The 17,350-nt window shown below is 71.0% G+C and carries 16 protein-coding genes; 10 read left to right on the top strand and 6 right to left on the bottom strand.

Annotated elements, in window-relative coordinates; translation table 11 throughout:
- The first annotated feature begins 18 nt into the window (after positions 1-18).
- From ABD350_RS15115 to icmA, 5 genes are all read left to right on the top strand, one after another.
- A complete protein-coding gene (locus ABD350_RS15115) occupies positions 19-699 on the top strand; it encodes a DUF4166 domain-containing protein (RefSeq protein ID WP_344348580.1) in 681 nt (226 codons plus the stop codon).
- Positions 696-1,343 (top strand): TetR/AcrR family transcriptional regulator, encoded by a 648-nt coding sequence (locus tag ABD350_RS15110; protein ID WP_344348579.1) that lies wholly within the window; start codon positions 696-698, stop codon positions 1,341-1,343. The genes ABD350_RS15115 and ABD350_RS15110 overlap by 4 nt, the downstream gene beginning before the upstream one ends.
- Positions 1,344-1,546: 203 nt before the next feature.
- Positions 1,547-2,056, top strand: coding sequence for a MarR family winged helix-turn-helix transcriptional regulator (locus ABD350_RS15105; protein ID WP_344348578.1), 510 nt, complete (start codon positions 1,547-1,549; stop codon positions 2,054-2,056).
- 43 nt (positions 2,057-2,099) lie between these two features.
- On the top strand, positions 2,100-2,438 hold the full coding sequence (locus ABD350_RS15100; protein ID WP_344348577.1) for a DUF3817 domain-containing protein: 339 nt from the start codon (positions 2,100-2,102) through the stop codon (positions 2,436-2,438).
- Between the two features lie 74 nt (positions 2,439-2,512).
- A complete protein-coding gene (gene icmA, locus ABD350_RS15095; RefSeq protein ID WP_344348576.1) occupies positions 2,513-4,213 on the top strand; it encodes a coenzyme B12-dependent isobutyryl-CoA mutase large subunit in 1,701 nt (566 codons plus the stop codon).
- 77 nt (positions 4,214-4,290) lie between these two features.
- On the opposite strand, the gene ABD350_RS15090 is transcribed toward icmA, so the two are convergent.
- Complete coding sequence (locus tag ABD350_RS15090; protein ID WP_344348575.1) at positions 4,291-4,917, bottom strand: TetR/AcrR family transcriptional regulator; 627 nt, start codon at positions 4,915-4,917, stop codon at positions 4,291-4,293.
- A gap of 206 nt (positions 4,918-5,123) precedes the next feature.
- Between ABD350_RS15090 and ABD350_RS15085 the strand changes: the two genes are divergently transcribed.
- The 4 genes from ABD350_RS15085 (at position 5,124) to ABD350_RS15070 (ending at position 9,517) form a co-directional block, all read left to right on the top strand.
- Complete coding sequence (locus ABD350_RS15085) at positions 5,124-6,095, top strand: tetratricopeptide repeat protein (protein ID WP_344348573.1); 972 nt, start codon at positions 5,124-5,126, stop codon at positions 6,093-6,095.
- Between the two features lie 623 nt (positions 6,096-6,718).
- Positions 6,719-7,375 carry a DUF6230 family protein gene (locus tag ABD350_RS15080; RefSeq protein WP_344348572.1) on the top strand — a complete coding sequence of 219 codons (657 nt, stop codon included), beginning with the start codon at positions 6,719-6,721 and terminating at the stop codon, positions 7,373-7,375.
- Between the two features lie 113 nt (positions 7,376-7,488).
- Positions 7,489-8,034: a DUF6114 domain-containing protein gene (locus ABD350_RS15075; RefSeq protein ID WP_344348571.1), complete on the top strand. Its 546-nt coding sequence runs from the start codon at positions 7,489-7,491 to the stop codon at positions 8,032-8,034.
- Positions 8,024-9,517, top strand: coding sequence for a hypothetical protein (locus ABD350_RS15070; RefSeq protein WP_344348570.1), 1,494 nt, complete (start codon positions 8,024-8,026; stop codon positions 9,515-9,517). The genes ABD350_RS15075 and ABD350_RS15070 overlap by 11 nt, the downstream gene beginning before the upstream one ends.
- A gap of 90 nt (positions 9,518-9,607) precedes the next feature.
- Here ABD350_RS15070 and pyk read toward each other — a convergent pair whose 3' ends face one another.
- The 3 genes from pyk to pta form a co-directional block, all read right to left on the bottom strand.
- Positions 9,608-11,035, bottom strand: a complete 1,428-nt coding sequence (gene pyk, locus ABD350_RS15065) for a pyruvate kinase (protein WP_344348569.1) — start codon at positions 11,033-11,035, stop codon at positions 9,608-9,610.
- Between the two features lie 84 nt (positions 11,036-11,119).
- Positions 11,120-12,331: an acetate kinase gene (locus tag ABD350_RS15060; protein ID WP_344348568.1), complete on the bottom strand. Its 1,212-nt coding sequence runs from the start codon at positions 12,329-12,331 to the stop codon at positions 11,120-11,122.
- Positions 12,328-14,430: a phosphate acetyltransferase gene (gene pta / locus ABD350_RS15055; RefSeq protein ID WP_344348567.1), complete on the bottom strand. Its 2,103-nt coding sequence runs from the start codon at positions 14,428-14,430 to the stop codon at positions 12,328-12,330. The genes ABD350_RS15060 and pta overlap by 4 nt, the downstream gene beginning before the upstream one ends.
- A gap of 193 nt (positions 14,431-14,623) precedes the next feature.
- Here pta and ABD350_RS15050 point away from each other — a divergent pair, with 193 nt between their 5' ends.
- The gene (locus tag ABD350_RS15050; protein WP_344348565.1) at positions 14,624-15,649 is read left to right on the top strand and encodes an ATP-dependent 6-phosphofructokinase; all 1,026 of its coding nucleotides are present in this window, start codon (positions 14,624-14,626) and stop codon (positions 15,647-15,649) included.
- Positions 15,650-15,671: 22 nt separating this feature from the next.
- Here ABD350_RS15050 and ABD350_RS15045 read toward each other — a convergent pair whose 3' ends face one another.
- Together ABD350_RS15045 and ABD350_RS15040 are read right to left on the bottom strand one after the other, a co-directional pair.
- Positions 15,672-16,379 (bottom strand): XRE family transcriptional regulator, encoded by a 708-nt coding sequence (locus ABD350_RS15045; RefSeq protein ID WP_344348564.1) that lies wholly within the window; start codon positions 16,377-16,379, stop codon positions 15,672-15,674.
- 129 nt (positions 16,380-16,508) lie between these two features.
- Positions 16,509-17,282: a carbohydrate ABC transporter permease gene (locus ABD350_RS15040; protein ID WP_344348563.1), complete on the bottom strand. Its 774-nt coding sequence runs from the start codon at positions 17,280-17,282 to the stop codon at positions 16,509-16,511.
- Positions 17,283-17,350 lie beyond the last annotated feature (68 nt).

The following is a 17,350-nucleotide window of genomic DNA, read 5'->3' as shown; positions in this document are numbered from 1 at the left end:
GTCCCTGGAGAAGCACCGATGACCTCGATCTTCCGTACCGCGATGGGCCCCGGTTTCGACCGCCTCCACCCCGCCCTGCGCCGCCGCTTCTCGGTCGGCCTGGCCGGCGGTGAGGCATGCACCGGCCGGGGCGTGATGGACCGGATCTGGCACGGACCGGCGTTCGTGAAGCCCTTCCTCGCCCTCGGCGGCACCCGCAACATCCTCGTCCCGCGGGCCGGCCGGAACGTGCCCTTCGTGATCGAGAACGTGCCGTACACCGACGGCTTCGGCCGTGAGACGGTGAGCTTCGTGCGCACCTTCGACCTGCCCGGCCGGGCCCGCCGCTTCGACGCGCAGATGGTCCTCGGCCCCCGCGGCGACCGCGTCCTGGACTACCTCGGCACCCACCAGCACCTCGCCACCGACCTGCATTTCCACGCCGAACCCGACGGCTCCCTGCTCATCCGCTCCGGAGCACACCGGTTCCGGGAGGGCCCGGTGGACCTCCGCGTCCCCGAGCTCGTCGGCGCCACCGCCGAGGTACGCGAGTCCTACGACGAGACCACCGGCCGCTTCCGCGTCCGGGTGCGCGTGGTGAACCGGTACTTCGGGCCGCTCTTCGGCTACGAGGGCTCCTTCACCGCCTCGTACACCGACATCCGTGCCTGCGGGGTGCGGCCCGGACTGCGCCCGGTGCGGGAGGAGGCGCGCGCATGAGCCCGGAGACCGCGAAGGCCCAGGAGACCAAGACCAGACTGCTGGAAGGCGCCCTGCGCACCCTCACCGAACAGGGCATCGCCAAGACCTCGGCCCGTACGGTGGCTGCGGCGGCCGGCGTCAACCAGGCGCTGGTCTTCTACCACTTCGGTTCCGTGGACGAGCTGCTCGCCGCCGCCTGCCGGTACGGGGCGGAGAAGGCGGTGGCCCGCTACCGGGAGCGGCTCGCCGAGGTGGGCACGCTGTCCGAACTCCTGACCGTCGGCCGCGAGATCCACGAACGCGAGCGGGCCGGGGGCCATGTCGCCCTGCTCGGCCAGCTGCTGGCCGGCGCCCCGACCCACCCCGGCCTTGGCCCGGCCACCGCCGCCGGACTCGACCTGTGGATCACCGAGATCGAGCGGGTGCTCCGCCGGGTGCTGGCGGCGACACCGTTCGGCGAGTTCACCGATCCGGCGGGGCTGGCGCGCGCGGTCGCCGCGTCCTTCGTGGGGATCGAACTGTACGAAGGGGTGGACGAGGCCGGGGCCGGGGCGGCCCTGGACGCGCTGGAGCAGCTGGGGGCCCTGGTCGCCGCGGTGGAGTCCCTGGGCCCGGTCGCCCAGCGCGCCGTGCGGCACCAGCTGCGGCGGCGCACCCCGTAGCCGCGGCGGCCGGGCGTCCGCCGGCGGGCGGTCGGCAGGCCCCTTGCGCACGGGATCGCCAGGTGGGACGGCACCGGGGAGCCGGTGCGCCCGGCACGCCGTGCTGCCGTGCGCCGGCCCCGCGCGACCGGGCGGGAACGACCGGTGACCGAAGGGCGAGACGGGGCTGACCGGCATATGACCGGCCGGTAGGGTCTGATGACGTGCCCAAGCCTCTCAGCCTTCCCTTCGACCCCATCGCCCGCGCCGACGAGCTGTGGAAGCAGCGCTGGGGAAACGTGCCCGCCATGGCCGCGATCACCTCCATCATGCGGGCCCAGCAGATCCTGCTCGCGGAGGTCGACGCGGTGGTCAAGCCGTACGGGCTGACGTTCGCCCGCTACGAGGCACTCGTCCTGCTCACCTTCTCCAAGGCCGGTGAGCTGCCGATGTCCAAGATCGGTGAGCGGCTGATGGTGCACCCCACGTCCGTGACGAACACCGTGGACCGGCTGGTGAAGTCCGGGCTGGTGGCCAAGCGGCCCAACCCCAACGACGGCCGGGGCACCCTCGCCGTCATCACCGACAAGGGCCGCGAGGTGGTCGACGCGGCCACCCGTGACCTGATGGCCATGGACTTCGGCCTCGGCGTGTACGACGCGGAGGAGTGCCGCGAGATCTTCGCGATGTTCCGCCCGCTGAGGATCGCGGCACACGACTTCACGGAGGAGTGACCCGGGACAAGATCTCCCGGAACGGGTGGTTACGCTCGACTCCATGAAAAAGAGCGTGCTGACCCGCTACCGCGTCCTGGCCTACATCACGGGTGTCCTGCTGGTGCTGCTGTGCCTGAGCATGATCGCGAAGTATGGGCTGGACATGGACGGTGCCGCCGACTTCACGCGGGTCGTCGCCATCGCCCACGGCTGGCTGTACGTGGTCTACCTGGTCTTCGCCTTCGACCTGGGCTCCAAGGCGAAGTGGCCGGTCGGCAAGCAGCTGTGGGTGCTGATCGCGGGCACGATCCCCACGGCCGCGTTCTTCGTCGAGCGCAAGATCAGCCGCGAGCTGGAGGCCAAGGTCGCCGAGCAGGCTCCGGCCGTCGCCGAGGCGTAGTCACACCGCCGTACGGATGCCGTACGGCGGTCTGCCATCGACATTTACTAGGACGTCCAAGTAAATTCGAGGGTATGGACGCTCACGCCATCGAGGAGGGCCGCCGCCGCTGGCAGGCCCGTTACGACGCCGCGCGCAAGCGGGACGCGGACTTCACCACGCTCTCCGGTGACCCCGTGGAGCCTGTGTACGGGCCCCGGCCGGGTGACACGTACGAGGGATTCGAGCGGATCGGCTGGCCCGGGGAGTACCCGTTCACGCGCGGGCTCCACCCGACCGGCTACCGGGGGCGCACCTGGACGATCCGCCAGTTCGCCGGCTTCGGCAACGCCGAGCAGACCAACGAGCGGTACAAGATGATCCTGGCGGCGGGCGGCGGGGGGCTGTCCGTCGCCTTCGACATGCCGACGCTCATGGGCCGCGACTCCGACGACCCCCGCTCGCTCGGCGAGGTCGGGCACTGCGGGGTCGCCATCGACTCGGCCGCCGACATGGAGGTGCTGTTCAAGGACATCCCGCTGGGGGATGTGACGACCTCCATGACCATCAGCGGTCCGGCCGTGCCCGTCTTCTGCATGTACCTGGTCGCCGCCGAGCGGCAGGGTGTCGACCCGCGGGTACTCAACGGGACCCTGCAGACGGACATCTTCAAGGAGTACATCGCGCAGAAGGAGTGGCTCTTCCAGCCGGAGCCCCATCTGCGGCTGATCGGCGACCTGATGGAGTACTGCGCGGCGGGCATCCCCGCGTACAAGCCGCTGTCGGTCTCCGGCTACCACATCCGGGAGGCCGGGGCCACGGCCGCGCAGGAGCTGGCGTACACCCTGGCCGACGGGTTCGGGTACGTCGAGCTGGGGCTCAGCCGCGGCCTGGACGTGGACGTGTTCGCGCCGGGGCTGTCCTTCTTCTTCGACGCGCACGTGGACTTCTTCGAGGAGATCGCCAAGTTCCGCGCGGCCCGGCGCATCTGGGCGCGGTGGATGCGGGACGTGTACGGGGCGCGGAGCGACAAGGCGCAGTGGCTGCGGTTCCACACCCAGACGGCCGGTGTGTCGCTGACCGCGCAGCAGCCGTACAACAACGTGGTGCGCACCGCCGTGGAGGCGCTGGCCGCCGTGCTCGGCGGGACGAACTCGCTGCACACCAACGCCCTGGACGAGACCCTCGCCCTGCCCAGTGAGCAGGCCGCGGAGATCGCGCTGCGCACCCAGCAGGTGCTGATGGAGGAGACCGGGGTGGCCAACGTGGCCGACCCGCTGGGCGGCTCCTGGTACGTCGAGCAGCTGACGGACCGGATCGAGGCGGACGCGGAGAAGATATTCGAGCAGATCAAGGAGCGGGGGCTCAGGGCTCACCCGGACGGGCGTCATCCGATCGGGCCCATCACCTCCGGGATCCTGCGCGGGATAGAGGACGGCTGGTTCACCGGCGAGATAGCCGAGTCCGCCTTCCGCTACCAGCAGGCGCTGGAGAAGGGCGACAAGAAGGTGGTGGGCGTCAACGTCCACACCGGGTCGGTGACCGGGGACCTGGAGATCCTGCGGGTCAGCCACGAGGTGGAGCGTGAGCAGGTCCGGGTCCTCGCCGGGCGCAAGGCCGCCCGCGACGAGCCGGCCGTGCGGGCCGCCCTCGACGGCATGCTGGCGGCGGCGCGCTCCGGGGCCAACATGATCGAGCCGATGCTGGACGCCGTACGCGCCGAGGCCACCCTGGGCGAGATCTGCGGGGTGCTGCGGGACGAGTGGGGGGTCTACACGGAGCCGGCCGGCTTCTGACCGGATCGGCCGGTTTCCGGTCGCATCGCCGACGCGCCGCCCGCCGGGGAGTGCCCCGGCGGGCGGCGCCGTCGTGTCTACGGCGTCCGGGCCGCTCCCACCAGGCCCAGCAGGAGGATCCGGATGAAGCTGTGGACCCACTCCTCGTCGGCCGGTTTGCCGCTGACCAGGGTGCGGTGGACCACGGCGCCCGCGACCATGTCGAAGATCAGGCCGACCGTGCGGGCGGCCTCCTCGGGGTCCGGCTCCGGGGGGAGTTCGCCGCGGCGCTGGGCGCGGGCGCGGCCCTGGAGGACCAGCCGCATCTGCCGGTCCACGATCGAGGCGCGGATGCGTTCGCGCAGCGCGTCGTCGCGGGTGGACTCGGCGACCACCGCCATCAGCCCGCTCCTGGCCTCCGGGCGGGCGAGGATGGCCGCGAACTGAACGACCACGCCCTCGATGTCGGCGGCGAGGCTGCCGAGGTCGGGGACCTCCAGTTCGTCGAAGAGTTCCGCGACGGCGTCCACGACCAGTTCGTTCTTGCCTGCCCAGCGGCGGTACAGGGTCGTCTTGGCAACCCCGGCCCGCGTCGCGACGTCCGACAGGGTGAGCTTGGACCAGCCCAGCTCGACCAGAGCCTGCCGGGTCGCGGCCAGGATCGCGGTGTCCGCGGCGGCGCTGCGCGGGCGTCCGGTACGGCTGGCGGGGGTGCGGCTCTGCATTCCCCGACCATAACCGGGGCTCCTGAGGCGCCGTGAGGGAGATCACCGGGGTGTGGTGTCGCGCGATGTCCTCATGGCATTACGCTACGACTCGTAGCGAAAGCCTGTGAGGGACGTACACGGGCGATGGCCACGAGGCGCGGGTGGGGACCCGGCGCCACACCACGCTTTTTCACTCAGACGCCGGCTCGGGGGAGGATAGACGCATGCAGCCACGGAACATGTCCATGAGCGGTGTCGTCGACCTCGCCGCGGTGAAGGCGGCCCAGGAGGCCAAGGCCAAGGCCGAGCAGGCGCGCGCCGAAGCCGCCCGGCAGGGCGGTACGGGGGCCGTCTCCCCGGCAGATCTCGTCATCGACGTCGATGAGGCAGGATTCGAGCGGGAGGTCCTGCAGCGCTCCGCCGAAGTTCCCGTCGTCATCGACTTCTGGGCCGAGTGGTGTCAGCCCTGCAAGCAGCTGAGCCCGGTCCTGGAGCGACTGGCCGTCGAGTACAACGGGCGCTTCCTCCTCGCCAAGATCGACGTCGACGCCAACCAGATGCTGATGCAGCAGTTCGGGGTCCAGGGCATCCCGGCCGTCTTCGCCGTCGTCGCGGGCCAGGCCCTCCCGCTGTTCCAGGGCGCGGCCGGCGAGCAGCAGATCCGGCAGACCCTGGACCAGCTGGTGACGGTGGCCGAGCAGCGCTTCGGGCTGACCGGTCTGACCGTCGACCCGGAGGCCGAGCCGGGTGGTGCGGCGCCGGCCGCGCCGGCCGAGGGCCCGTACGACGCGGCGCTGAACGCCGCCGCGCAGGCGCTGGACGCGGGCGACCTGGACGGGGCCGTCCGGGCGTACCAGAACGTGCTGGCCGACGATCCGGCCCACCCGGAGGCCAAGCTGGGCCTGGCGCAGGCCGAGTTGCTCCGGCGGGTGCAGGGCATGGATCCGCAGAAGGTCCGTCAGGAGGCCGCCGACAGGCCCAAGGACGCCGAGGCGCAGATCGCCGCCGCCGACCTGGATCTGGTGGGGGGTCATGTCGAGGACGCGTTCGGCCGGCTGATCGAGACCGTGCAGCGTACGGCGGGCGACGACCGGGACGCCGTACGGCGCCGGCTGCTGGAGCTGTTCGAGGTCGTGGGTCAGGAGGACCCGCGGGTGGTGGGGGCCCGCCGGGCCCTCGCACGTGCTCTTTTCTGAGGGGCCGCCACCCGGCCACGGCTCGTGAGGCCGGGGTGAAAGGTTCGCCGTCAAGGCGTCACGGCGGCCGCGCTTTACCAAATCTTGGGAAACGCGGCCGCTGTTACTGCGAGTAAATCGAGGCCGTTGGTCTGTCTGGATTCGTCCAGGGATCAACGGCTTTGCTCTGCCCAGCGATGCCACCGTACGTCGCACTCCGAGACCGGTCGGTCGTATTCCGGTTATCTCGCCGTTACTAGCCAGTAACGAACCCCCTTGTGTCCAGGCCGAGAATGCACCACGATCGGCGACGCTCGGTCCCTTCCCGTACCCCGGCAGCCGGCCGGGTCGCGGGGCAGTCTGGGTCCCCACCGAGCGGGGCCGGCGGCAGTGGCGCGGGTCCAGGGCAGGGGGGTCTTCGCCGCCCCGGCGAAGCCTGCCCGCAAGGTTGTGCGTGATGTGTGTCAGGCGCGACCAGTGGTTGTCGCTCGGGGGTGATCGCCGGTGATTCGGGCGCACAGTGCGCCGCCGAGTGCGGGCGCTCTCCTTTCCGAGGACGTAGCACTTCTCCCATCCCTGCCCGGCCGAGCCGCCGACCGAGGGCGAGTCCGGGCCAGGAGATGTACGTCCGAGAAGGAGGAAATATGGAGTCCCAGGTGCGTGGCGGGACCAGATGGAAGCGGTTCGCTGTGGTCATGGTGCCCAGCGTGGCCGCTACAGCCGCGATAGGTGTCGCCCTCGCGCAGGGCGCTCTCGCTGCTTCGTTCAGTGTGTCGGGGCAGGAGTTCAAGGTCAGCGCCGACAAGCTCGTCGGTCATGGCTTCACCCAGTACGGCGCGGTCGACACGGGCAAGACCCTCGAAGGCAAGGACGCGGCGCACCCGGTGGCGGTCTCGGCCTTCAACACGGCCGAGATCACCAACATGTGCCAGTCGGTGGTCACTCCGATCCCGTTCCTGGGCAAGAAGGTCACCCTCAGGCTGACCGCGGGTGACAAGGGCAAGGATGTCGAGGCGTCGCAGCTCTACATCGATGTCGCCAATCTCAAGGCCGACGAGGCCCTGTTCAGGGAGATGGACATCGGCGTCGCGGCCGGCAGCGCCACCAAGGGCCCTCAGCCCAAGCCCGACGAGTACAAGCAGAAGAAGGCCAGCCCCTTCGGGTTCGCGCAGCAGGCCGACACGGCCGTCCTGACCGGCGTGGAGCAGACGGCGTGGGCGACCACCGCCGGCACGTTCAAGCTGTCCAACCTGCACATGGGACTGCACTGGGACAGCGGCAAGGGAATCGAGTGCTACTAGGCACACGATGACGGGCGGGGGAGCCACTGGTTTCCCCGCCCTCCCCGCACCCCCCGGCCTTCCCAGCCGGCATCACATCACCAGAGCAACGCCGCACCAGGGAGCTGTTGTCCATGAGCGCCGAGACTTCTGCCGCCGTACCCGGTCAGTTCACCCGCCGGAGGCTGCAGTTCCGCGCCTGGCGGGGCCGCCGCCCGTTCTGGGCGGGACTGTACGTCATGCTCGGCGGTTTTCCGATCATGTACTTCCCGTACGCCCACATCAAGTTCGGTCAGCTCACGGTGGCCATGGCGACCACCGCGGGAGCGGGGTCCCTGATCATCGGTGTGCTCCTCGTCGTCCTGGGGCTGACCCTGTGGTTCCAGCAGCACGTGCGGGTCTTCGCCGGCGTCGCCGCGATCCTGCTGGCGCTGGTGTCCCTCCCCGTCTCCAACTTCGGCGGCTTCGTCATCGGCTTCCTGCTCTCGCTGTTCGGCGGCGCCATGGCGGTGGCCTGGGCGCCGGACAAGTCGGCGGGGCGTGCCGCGGCGGCCCCGGCCGGCGATGGCGGTGCTCCCGGGGACGCGGCGCCGGGGACGGCCCACGGGGTGGGCGAGTCGAACGACCTGTCAGGAACGACCCCGGTCAACGGGGCGAACGGGAGGTACAGTGCCGGCTGACGAGGTGACCCGCGGGAGCGACGTGGACGGGTCCCGCGCGAGAACCGGGCCCCGCCACGCGGCCCCCAGGAAGTCGCTGTTCACCAGGTTCCACATGCCGGCCGGCAAGGCCATAGCCTCCGTGGCGATGCCCACGGCGGTGCTCATGGGCATGGGCCTCACATCCACGCTGGCCCTCGCCGACAACAACGGCAACCCCCCTTCGTCCCCGTCCCCGTCCGCGTCGGCGTCGGCCAAGGACCTGACGCCCGATGAGTACGAGGCCTGCGCCAAGGCGCTGGACGAGGGCAAGGGTGAGGATCCCGCCCGGTCGCCGTCGCCGTCCGCCTCCGAGAGTGCCTCGGACGCGCCGTCGCCGTCGAAGACCACCGGGAGCGAGAAGGAGAGCGGGAGCGGGAAGACGCGTCAGAAGGGCGGCACCTCTTCGCCGGATTCAGGTTCCGACGACAAGGCCACGCCCGCACCGACCGCGACCTCCGGCCCCGCTGCCACGGGACCGGACGCGGACGACTCCGGCTCCTCCGGCGCGGGTTCCGGTACGGCAGGCTCGGACACCGCCGCGGCAGGCCCGGACTCCGGTGCGGCCGGAGCGGGTTCGGGCTCCGGCGGTGACACGGGCGCGCCGGTGAAGACGCGGGACGGGAACATCCTGGGCACCATCGGCGACACGATCGGTGACATCCTCACCGGCGGCCGGGACAAGGCCACGGACACCGGCCCGGGCGCGGACACCAACACCTCCCCGAAGGCCCCGGACCCGGCCCCTACGGCGTCCCGGTCGCCCGAGGCCAGGGATTCCGGCACCGGCTCCGGCGGCGGCGCCTCCGCGGACACCGCCGGGGACACGGGGAAGAAGGCCGACGGCACCAGCGGCACCGGTGCGAAGGCCGGCGTGGACGACACCACCGAGCCGGCCGCGGACGCGACCCCGTCGGCCCCGTCGACCAGCCCCTCCTCCTCCCCCTCGGGCACGCCGAGCCCGTCCGGGAGCGGGGCCCCCTCCACCGAGGACTGCCCGGTGGCCACGGACCGCGAGGGCGGCGTCGACAACACGGTGGTCGTGGCGGACGACCCCTGGTACCTGGAAGCCAGTGCCCTGTGGCTCAAGGGCGCGGACTACCAGGGCATCGTGGAGGTGAGGCGGGCGAACGGCACCACCAAGAAGGTGCTGAAGTACGTCATCTCCAAAGGCACCCAGATCGATGACCTGCACCAGACGGTCAAGGACAAGCAGGCGAACAAGACGTACCACGTCGAGGCCGCCAAGGGCTCGGAGTCGACCATCACCGGCGGTGACACGGTGATGTACACCGAGAGCATCTCCGGGAACCTGTTGGGGCTGATCCCGGTGACCTTCAGCCCCGACAACCCGCCGCCGCTGAACATCCCGACGATCTACTTCACCCACGTCAAGGTGGTACAGGCGGCCCAGTTCGGCGGCAATCTGCGGATCCCCGGCATGCGGATGTACACGACCGACTGAGCGGTCGCACGAGCCGGTCCGGGAGCCGCACAAGGCCGGGGGCGCCCCCTGTCGCAGGGGGCGCCCCCGGTGTGCCGTGGGCCCGGCGGGTCAGCTGCTCTGGTCGCCCAGGTGGTGGACGCGGAGCATGTTGGTGGTGCCGGGGACACCGGGGGGCGAACCGGCGGTGATGATCACCGTGTCGCCCGCGTCGAACCGGCTCAGCTTGGCGACCTCCTGGTCCACCAGGTCGACCATCTCGTCCGTGGTGTTCACGAACGGTACGACGTAGGACTCGACGCCCCAGCTCAGGGTGAGCTGGTTGCGGGTCGACTCCTCCGTGGTGAAGGCGACGATCGGCTGGGTGGCCCGGTAGCGGGAGAGCCGGCGCGCGGTGTCACCGGACTTGGTGAACGCGATCAGGCCCTTGCCGCCGAGGAAGTCGGCGATCTCGCAGGCGGCGCGGGCCACCGAACCGCCCTGGGTGCGCGGCTTCTTGCCCGGCACCAGCGGCTGCAGACCCTTGGACAGCAGCTCCTGCTCGGCCGCGGTGACGATCTTCGACATGGTCTTGACCGTCTCGACCGGGTACGCGCCCACCGAGGACTCGGCCGACAGCATCACCGCGTCGGCGCCGTCCAGGATCGCGTTGGCCACGTCCGAGGCCTCGGCGCGGGTCGGCCGGGAGTTGGTGATCATCGACTCCATCATCTGGGTGGCGACGATCACCGGCTTGGCGTTGCGCCGGCACAGCTCGATCAGGCGCTTCTGCACCATAGGGACCTTTTCGAGCGGGTACTCGACGGCGAGGTCGCCACGGGCGACCATCACGGCGTCGAACGCCGCGACGACGTCCTCCATGTTCTCCACCGCCTGGGGCTTCTCCACCTTGGCGATGACGGGGACACGGCGGCCCTCCTCGTCCATGACGCGGTGCACGTCCTGGATGTCCTTGGCGTCCCGGACGAAGGACAGCGCGACCATGTCGCAGCCCATGCGGAGGGCGAAGCGCAGGTCCTCGACGTCCTTCTCGCTCAGCGCGGGCACGTTGACGGCCGCGCCGGGCAGGTTGATGCCCTTGTGGTCGGAGACGACACCGCCCTCGATGACGATCGTCCGCACCCGCGGGCCCTCGACGTCCAGGACCTTCAGCTCGACGTTGCCGTCGTTGATCAGGACCTGGTCGCCGCGCGAGACATCGCCCGGCAGCCCCTTGTACGTCGTACCGCAGATGTGCTTGTCGCCCGGCACGTCCTCGGTCGTGATGACGAACTCGTCACCGCGCTCCAGCTCGACCGGACCCTCGGCGAAGGTCTCCAGGCGGATCTTCGGGCCCTGGAGGTCGGCGAGGACGCCGATGGGGCGGCCGGTCTCCTTGGACGCGGCCCGGACGCGGTCGTACCGCGCCTGGTGCTCGGCGTGGGTGCCGTGGCTGAAGTTGAAGCGGGCTACGTTCATGCCCGCCTCGATCATGGCGACGAGCATCTCGTGGGAGTCGACCGCGGGGCCGAGAGTACAGACGATTTTCGAACGGCGCATGGGGCGATCCTATCGGTTTGTTTCGCTACGGAATATTCCGTCTGGCGGAAGATACAAATGAGTGCCACACCGCTCAGGTGCTATTCAGTTGTTCTTTCCGACCAGTGCGTAGGTCTGCGTCGCGATCTCCAGTTCTTCATCCGTCGGCACCACGGCGACCGCCACCCGGGCGGACGGGGGCGAAATCAGCCGGGCCTCGCCGCCCCGCAGGGCGTTGCGCTCCGGGTCGACCGCCAGGCCCATGCCCTCCAGGCCCGCGACCGCCGCCTCCCGCACCGGTGCCGCGTTCTCGCCCACCCCGGCGGTGAAGGCCACCGCGTCCACGGTGCCGAGTACCGCGTAATAGGCGCCGATGTACTTCTTGATCCGGTGAATGTAAATGTCGAAGGCGAGCGCGGCCTCTTCGTCGCCCTCGTCGATCCGGCGGCGGATCTCCCGCATGTCGTTGTCCCCGCACAGACCGAACAGACCGCTCCTCTTGTTGAGAAGAGTGTCGATCTCGTCCATGGACATATCGCCAACCCGGGCCAAATGGAAGATGACGGCCGGGTCCAGATCACCGGACCGCGTACCCATCACCAGCCCCTCCAAGGGCGTCAGCCCCATGGAGGTGTCCACACAGCGGCCCCGCGCCACCGCGGAGGCGGAGGCGCCGTTGCCCAGGTGCAGCACGATCACGTTGACCTCGGACGGGTCCTTGCCCAGCAACCGCGCGGTCTCCCGGGAGACGTAGGCGTGCGAGGTGCCGTGGAAGCCGTAGCGGCGGATCCGGTGGCGGTCGGCGATCTTCGGGTCGATGGCGTAGCGCGCCGCGGACTCCGGCATCGTCGTGTGGAACGCGGTGTCGAAGACGGCGACCTGGGGCAGGTCGGGGCGCAGCGCCTGGGCGGTGCGGATGCCGGTGAGGTTGGCCGGGTTGTGCAGCGGGGCGACCGGGATCAGCCGCTCGATCTCGGTGAGCACCTCGTCGTCGATGACGGTGGGCTCGGTGAAGAACATCCCGCCGTGCACCACCCGGTGCCCGATGGCGGCCAGTTCGGGGGAGTCCAGGCCGAGGCCGTCGCGGCTCAGCTCCTCGCCGACCGCCTTGAGGGCGGCCTCGTGGTCGGCGATGGGGCCGGTGTGCTCGCGGGTGTCGCCGTCGGTGAGGCGGGTGTGCTTGAGCCGGGAGGTCTGCTCACCGATCCGCTCGACCAGGCCCACCGCGAGCCGGCTGCTGTCCCGCATGTCCAGCAGCTGGTACTTCAGTGACGAGGAGCCGGAGTTGAGGACGAGGACACGGGTGGGGGAGGTCACTGCTGGGACGCCTTCTCGGTGGGGGTGTGGGCGGGGGTCTGGGCCTGGATCGCCGTGATGGCGACCGTGTTGACGATGTCCTGGACGAGGGCGCCGCGGGACAGGTCGTTGACCGGCTTGCGCAGGCCCTGCAGGACCGGGCCGACGGCGATCGCGCCGGCCGAGCGCTGCACGGCCTTGTAGGTGTTGTTGCCTGTGTTGAGGTCCGGGAAGATCAGCACCGTTGCCTGCCCGGCCACATCGGAGTCGGGCAGCTTGGTCGCCGCGACGGACGGCTCCACGGCCGCGTCGTACTGGATCGGGCCCTCGATCTTCAGGTCCGGCCGGCGCGAGCGGGCCAGCTCGGTGGCCTCGCGCACCTTGTCCACGTCGGCGCCCGACCCGGAGGTGCCGGTGGAGTACGACAGCATCGCGATCCGCGGCTCCACGCCGAACCGGGCGGCGGTGGCCGCCGACTGGATGGCGATGTCCGCGAGCTGCTCGGCGTCCGGGTCGGGGTTGACCGCGCAGTCGCCGTAGACCAGCACCTTGTCGGCCAGGCACATGAAGAACACCGACGAGACGATGGAGGCGTCCGGCCGGGTCTTGATGATCTCGAAGGCGGGCCGGATGGTGGCGGCCGTGGAGTGCACCGAGCCGGAGACCATGCCGTCGGCCAGGCCCTCCTGGACCATCAGGGTGCCGAAGTAGTTCACGTCGGAGACGACGTCGTAGGCCAGCTCGACCGTGACGCCCTTGTGGGCGCGCAGGGCCGCGTACTTCTCGGCGAAGGCGTCGCGCAGTTCGGAGGTGGCCGGGTCGATCAGCTGGGTGTCGCCGAGGTCGATGCCGAGATCCGCGGCCTTCCTGCGGATCCGGTCGACCGGGCCGAGCAGGGTCAGGTCGCACACGCCCCGGCGCAGCAGCACCTCGGCCGCGTGCAGCACCCGCTCCTCGGTGCCCTCCGGGAGCACCACCCGCCGCTTGTCGGAGCGGGCCCGCTCCAGCAGCTTGTGCTCGAACATCATCGGGGTGACCCGGTCGCTGCTCGGCGCCGAGACCCGGCGGGCCAGCTCGGCGGTGTCGGCGTAGCGCTCGAACATGCCGAGGGCGGTCTCCGCCTTGCGCGGGGTGGCCGCGTTCAGCTTGCCCTCCAGGGAGAACAGCTGCTCGGCGGTGGGGAAGCTGTTGCCGGACACCGACAGCACCGGCGTGCCCGGGGCGAGGCGGGCGGCCAGGGTGAGGATCTCGTCGCGCGGCACCTCGTTGAGCGTCAGCAGCACACCGGCGATCGGCGGGGTGCCGGCGCTGTGCGCGGCCAGCGAGCCCACGACCAGGTCGGCCCGGTCGCCCGGGGTGACCACCAGGCAGCCCGGGGTCAGGGCGCCCAGCAGGTTGGGCAGCATGGCGCCGCCGAAGACGAAGTCCAGCGCGTCCCGGGCGAGGCCGGAGTCGTCGCCGAGCAGCACCTTGGCGTTCAGGGTCTGGGCGATCTGCGCGACCGTCGGCGCGGAGAGCGCGGGCTCGTCCGGGACGACGTAGCAGGGCACCGGCAGCCGGTCCGCCAGCTGCCCGGCGATCTTGTCGCGGTCCTCGCGGGCCACCCGGTTGGCGACCATGGCCAGCACGTCGCAGCCGAGCCCGGCGTAGGCGCGGTAGGCGTTGCGGGTCTCGGCCAGCACCGACTCGGCGGCCTGCTTGCGGCCGCCCACCACGGGGATGACCGAGGCGCCGAACTCGTTGGCGAGCCGGGCGTTCAGGGACAGCTCGTCCGGCAGCTGGGTGCCGGAGAAGTCGGTGCCGAGGACCAGGACCACGTCGTAGTCGCGGGCCACCAGGTGAAAGCGGGCGACGAGGGCGGAGACCAGCTCGTCGGTGCCCTGCTCGGCCTGGAGCGCGGACGCCTCGTGGTAGTCCATGCCGTAGACCGTCGCCGGGTCCTGCGCGAGGCGGTACCGGGCCCGCAGCAGCTCGAAGAGCCGATCGGGTCCGTCATGGACGAGCGGACGGAACACGCCCACCCGGTCGACCTGCCGGGTGAGGAGTTCCATGACCCCCAGCTCCACGACCTGGCGGCCGTCACCGCGGTCGATCCCGGTCACGTACACGCTGCGCGTCACGTGTCCACTCCGTTCCTCATGTCGCTTCTGTCGCCTCTTCGGCATAAAAATCGCCCACCAAGGTGAGCCGAACCCTCTTGACAATACCCCTGCTGACGGATAAGGCGCCCGTCAGGACTTCACCGCTCCGAAGGACGTGAAAGAATCGTCACTGGCTCACCGGCACACGACAGCGAGCAGGAGACACAGCACGATGCGCATCGGAGTTCTCACCGCAGGCGGCGACTGCCCCGGCCTGAACGCCGTGATCCGCTCGGTCGTGCACCGGGCGGTCGCCCAGTACGGGGACGAGGTCATCGGCTTCGAGGACGGCTACCGCGGCCTGCTGGACCGCCACTACCGTCCCCTCGACCTGGACGCGGTCAGCGGCATCCTGGCCCGCGGCGGCACCATCCTCGGCTCCTCCCGGCTGGAGCGCGACCGGCTGCGCGAGGCCTGCGAGGGCGCCGCCGACATGGTCGAGGAGTTCGGCATCGACGCGCTGATCCCGATCGGCGGCGAGGGCACCCTCACCGCGGCCCGCATGCTCTCCGACGCGGGCCTGCCGGTCGTCGGCGTACCGAAGACCATCGACAACGACATCTCCTCCACCGACCGCACCTTCGGCTTCGACACCGCCGTGGGCGTGGCCACCGAGGCGATGGACCGCCTGAAGACCACCGCCGAGTCCCACCAGCGGGTCATGGTCGTCGAGGTCATGGGCCGGCACGCCGGCTGGATCGCCCTGGAGTCCGGCATGGCCGCCGGCGCCCACGGCATCTGCCTGCCCGAGCGGGCCTTCGACCCCGCCGACCTGGTCAAGATGGTCGAGGAGCGGTTCGCCCGCGGCAAGAAGTTCGCGGTCATCTGCGTCGCCGAGGGCGCCCACCCCGCCGAGGGCACCATGGACTACGGCAAGGGCGAGATCGACCAGTACGGCCACGAGCGCTTCCAGGGCATCGGCACCGCCCTCGCCTACGAGCTGGAGCGGCGCCTCGGCAAGGAGGCCAAGCCGGTCATCCTCGGCCACGTCCAGCGCGGCGGCGTCCCCACCGCCTACGACCGCGTCCTCGCCACCCGCTTCGGCTGGCACGCCGTCGAGGCCGCGCACCGCGGCGAGTTCGGCAGGATGACCGCGCTGCGCGGCACCGACATCGTGATGGTGCCGCTCGCCGAGGCCGTCACCGAGCTGAAGACGGTGCCGAAGGACCGCATGGACGAGGCCGAGTCGGTCTTCTAGTCCCGGGCAGCCGTCCCGCCCGTCAGGCGGTCCGGTCCGTCACGGACCGCCAGAAGGCCTCCACGACGGCGTCCAGGAAGCGCTGCCCCGGCTCGCCGGCGCCCCGGCCGCCGCCGCCCCAGCCGAGGGTGGCGGCCATGCGCCCCTGGTAGTCCTGGTGCAGTTCCTGCAGGACCGGCTCCAGGACGCCCCTGTCCAGGGGGACGAGCTTCAGCAGGGGCCGCACATACGCCTGCCAGCGGGTCGTCACCGCGCTGCGCAGCAGCTCCGCCAGTTTCGCCTCGCGGCCGGTGACGGCGACGAAGTCGGGCAGCGCCAGGTCCAGGATCCGCGCCAGCGCGGCCGACTGGCGCTCGTTGCCCCGCCACACCCCGCTCTCCTCCGCCCTCAGGTACGCGCGCAGCTCCATGCCGACGGCGTGGGCGACGTCCTCGGGCGCCACGGACCGGGCGATGCGATGCTCGCGCAGGGTCCGCGGCCGACCGATCAGCTCACCCGGCGAACACCACAACACGCCCGCCAGCGCGGTCAGTTCGCTGTTGCCGGGCGAGACGGTGCCGCGCTCCCAGGCGATCACGAGATCGGCGGTGACGTACGGCAGCCCGTACGAGACGCGCATTCCGTAGGCGACGTGCTCGGGACCCATGCCGAGCGCGGCGCGGAGCCTGCGGGCGGCCGGGGCGTCGAACGGGAGAGCCGGGGGGTTCGGTTGGGCTGAGGGTTGGCGCACCCCGCACAACGTAGGGGCGCGCAGGGGCCCTGACCACGGTCGGTTCCGCCGAGATCACGGATCGTAGGAACGTACGGCGTGATCGCCGGCCCGCCCCGGCACCCGGTGTCACCACCTCGCCGTGCGGTATCACCCCTTCACCGCCCCGCCCAGCGCGAACCCGCCGCCCAGCCGCCGGGCCACCAGGACGTACAGCAGGACCACGGGCGTGGAGTAGAGCACGGAGAACGCGGCGAGCTGGCCGTAGGCCACCATCCCCCGGTTGCCGAAGAAGTCGTTGACGCTCACCGAGGCCGGCATCAGGTCCGGGCTGAGCAGCAGCATGAACGGGACGAAGAAGTTCCCCCACATCATCACGAACGAGAACACGGTCACCACGGCGAGCCCCGGCCCCATCAGCGGCAGCACGATCCGCACCAGCGACTGCGCGGCCGAGGCCCCGTCCGTCCAGGCGGCCTCCTCCAGCTCCCGCGGCACGCCGTCCATGAAGTTCTTCATCAGCCAGATGGCGAAGGGGAGTTGGGAGGCGGCGAAGAAGAAGACGGTGCCCTGGAGGGTGTCGATCAGGTTCACCCGGACGAACAGCGCGTACACCGGCACCATGATCGCCGTGATGGGCAGGCTGGTCGCGAACAGGATGGTCAGCAGGAACGGCCGGTTCAGCCGGGAGGGGAACCGGGACAGCGGGTACGCGGCGAGGGCGGCGCAGCCGACGGTCAGCGCCGTGCCGCCCCCGCACAGCAGCAGGCTGTTGAGCAGCGGGGTGTAGGTGATCCCGGGCGTGAGAACCGCGCGGAAGTTGCCCAGGGTGAGCCCGTCCGGGATCCGGACCCGCAGGCCGGCGCCCGGGTCGACGGCGGACAGCAGCACCCAGGCCAGCGGCAGCGCGAAGGCGGCTGCCATGGCGAGCAGCGCGAGATCGGCGGCGAGCCGCCGGGAGGCGCGTCGGCGGGAGACGCCTCGCCGGGAGA

Source organism: Streptomyces nogalater (assembly GCF_039532885.1).
Classification (GTDB): Bacteria; Actinomycetota; Actinomycetes; order Streptomycetales; family Streptomycetaceae; genus Streptomyces; species Streptomyces nogalater.
The sequence above is the reverse complement of the archived record's forward strand: the minus strand, read 5'-3'. Positions and strand labels throughout refer to the sequence as shown.